The 1,796-nt window shown below is 56.4% G+C and carries 5 protein-coding genes and 1 pseudogene; 3 read left to right on the forward strand and 3 right to left on the reverse strand.

Annotated elements, in window-relative coordinates:
* The 3 genes and pseudogenes from IL54_RS25320 to IL54_RS07040 form a co-directional block, all read left to right on the forward strand.
* Positions 1-273: pseudogene (locus tag IL54_RS25320) on the forward strand (hypothetical protein); the annotation flags it as partial.
* A 58-nt stretch (positions 274-331) separates the two neighbouring features.
* Positions 332-745, forward strand: coding sequence for a hypothetical protein (locus tag IL54_RS07035; RefSeq protein WP_156106159.1), 414 nt, complete (start codon positions 332-334; stop codon positions 743-745).
* 86 nt (positions 746-831) lie between these two features.
* Positions 832-1,014, forward strand: coding sequence for a hypothetical protein (locus tag IL54_RS07040; protein WP_037474304.1), 183 nt, complete (start codon positions 832-834; stop codon positions 1,012-1,014).
* Positions 1,015-1,042: 28 nt separating this feature from the next.
* On the opposite strand, the gene IL54_RS07045 is transcribed toward IL54_RS07040, so the two are convergent.
* From IL54_RS07045 to IL54_RS25325, 3 genes are all read right to left on the reverse strand, one after another.
* A complete protein-coding gene (locus IL54_RS07045; RefSeq protein WP_156106161.1) occupies positions 1,043-1,456 on the reverse strand; it encodes a hypothetical protein in 414 nt (137 codons plus the stop codon).
* Positions 1,456-1,647: a hypothetical protein gene (locus IL54_RS24030; RefSeq protein WP_156106163.1), complete on the reverse strand. Its 192-nt coding sequence runs from the start codon at positions 1,645-1,647 to the stop codon at positions 1,456-1,458. Before IL54_RS24030 ends, IL54_RS07045 begins: the two co-directional genes overlap by 1 nt.
* The coding region (locus IL54_RS25325) for a hypothetical protein (RefSeq protein WP_237748807.1) at positions 1,607-1,796 on the reverse strand (190 nt) is incomplete at its 5' end. The genes IL54_RS25325 and IL54_RS24030, both read right to left, overlap by 41 nt.

Genomic DNA, 1,796 nt, shown 5'->3' on the forward strand with positions numbered 1-1,796 from the left:
GCTTGGGGTGTCAAGGTCAGCAAACCATATCTTGGCGCTGTAGCGCGCTTCCAGCGCCCCGGAGGTGGCCACGTAGGACTGATCACCGGACTGTCCGTAGATGGTAGGCTGCTGCGCGTTCTTGGCGGCAATCAGTCCAATGCGGTCAATGAAACATGGATAGAACGCAACCGTGCAGTCGCCTATCGTTGGCCTGCTGGCGAACCATTGCCGACCATCCTTGCACCCGTCTTGTCATCAAAAGGTGCAGCCATATCGCGTAATGAGGCTTGACAACCATACCACTTCGAAGTGACACGTCGTTTCACGAACTATCGCAGGAGGAAATGACGTGGCAAAATCAGGTTGGCAGTCGCTTATCATCAACGAACCAGACGCTTGGGCGAACGCTGGTAAACCTAAAACCGATCCCGTGATGGACCGTCGCGCGAAAGCCGTTAAGGCAATCGACGGCGCACTGGCCAGCATCACGGCAGGCGCGGAGCCATCGCGTATGTCGCTGTATAAGGTTAAGGCAGACGTTGCACGCGCCTCCCTGCGCCTTGGCCGCAGCATCGTGCAGTTGACCGGTCAGGAGCATGTTGTGGTGCCTGCGGAGCGTCTGGGCGACTTTTACGAAGCATTGAAAGCTGGGGTAGAGGCTGGCGAACTGGACGCGGAATTGGCGGCTGCTGCTGGCGATGAAGTCGGGGCAACAGTCGTAAAAAAAAAGCGGCGCGGTCGCCTGACAATCAAGGCAGGCTGAAATCATACACGGCTGTCTTTTCAAACGGTCGCAAGATTCGAATCAAGAAAACGAAGCGCTGGCATGGCTACGCTTGGCAAATCGTAATGCTGATGAACGATGGCAGTCACGAAACCGTAGAGGGGTTCGGGCAAGATCGGGCGGATGCACTCGGTTCGGCGGGGCGTGTGCTACGCAATATGATACGCAGAAAAGACGAGAATCACTATCGCTACGCGATCAGCGAAGTGAGCAGTGAAGTGGTCGAAGCGGTTGGCGTGCCATTGTAAACGAGGGCGGGGATTTCCCCGCCCTTTTTTATGGCATCGTCAGAGCACTGCGCCGCTGATCGCGCGTCAACCTATCCACCGTCGTCCCCGTAGCCTCTGCAAGGCGCTGTAGCGCCTCATTCTGCGCCTTCGCGATCACGGCCAGACCATCGGCCTCAAATATCGCGTCACCATCGTCTGCGGGATACCAGCCCTGAACTTGGATGATCTGGCCAGCGATGGTCAACGGTCGAATGTCGCGCGTCAGGGTAGCGCCAGTGGTTGGATGGATGCGGATGATTTTGTCGTCTTCTTCGTCATAATAGTCGTCCATCAAAAGTTGGACGTGTGGACTATCTGCGAAGATGCAAAAGTCAGATGCGGTAGCTGGTCGCGCATCACTAACCTCAAATATGTCGTTAAACGTATATGACTGCGACGCCTGTTTTCTGTGATGGATCATCACGACCACCCATTGGCGATCAGATCGGCGCGGGTGCGCTCTACGGCCAACTGTAAGTCGGGATCGGCCCATGCAGCCCATTCAAGCCGCCTACGGTCGATCGGATGCAGGTTGCGCAGGTCGAGATAGCGGACGTGGTAGTGACCACCCTTACGGTGGTGGCGGCGGGTAATCTCTGATCGATATTCCATATGGATATTTATCCACAGGCTTATCCACAGCGCTGATGGTCACCCCCTCTTGCGCTCTTGGCCTTGTTTTGTTCTCATAGCCCGCATGGGTGAGAACGGCGGAGCAATATTCGACCACGGTAGCGGCGGGATAGTCCTGCTGCGGGCGG

Source organism: Sphingobium sp. ba1 (assembly GCF_000743655.1).
GTDB lineage: Bacteria > Pseudomonadota > Alphaproteobacteria > Sphingomonadales > Sphingomonadaceae > Sphingobium.

Coding starts and splice junctions, on each gene's coding strand:
- IL54_RS24030 (WP_156106163.1), bottom strand. CDS start 1,647: ATGGAATATCGATCAGAGATTACCCGCCGCCACCACCGTAAGGGTGGT.
- IL54_RS07040 (WP_037474304.1), top strand. CDS start 832: ATGCTGATGAACGATGGCAGTCACGAAACCGTAGAGGGGTTCGGGCAA.
- IL54_RS07045 (WP_156106161.1), bottom strand. CDS start 1,456: ATGATCCATCACAGAAAACAGGCGTCGCAGTCATATACGTTTAACGAC.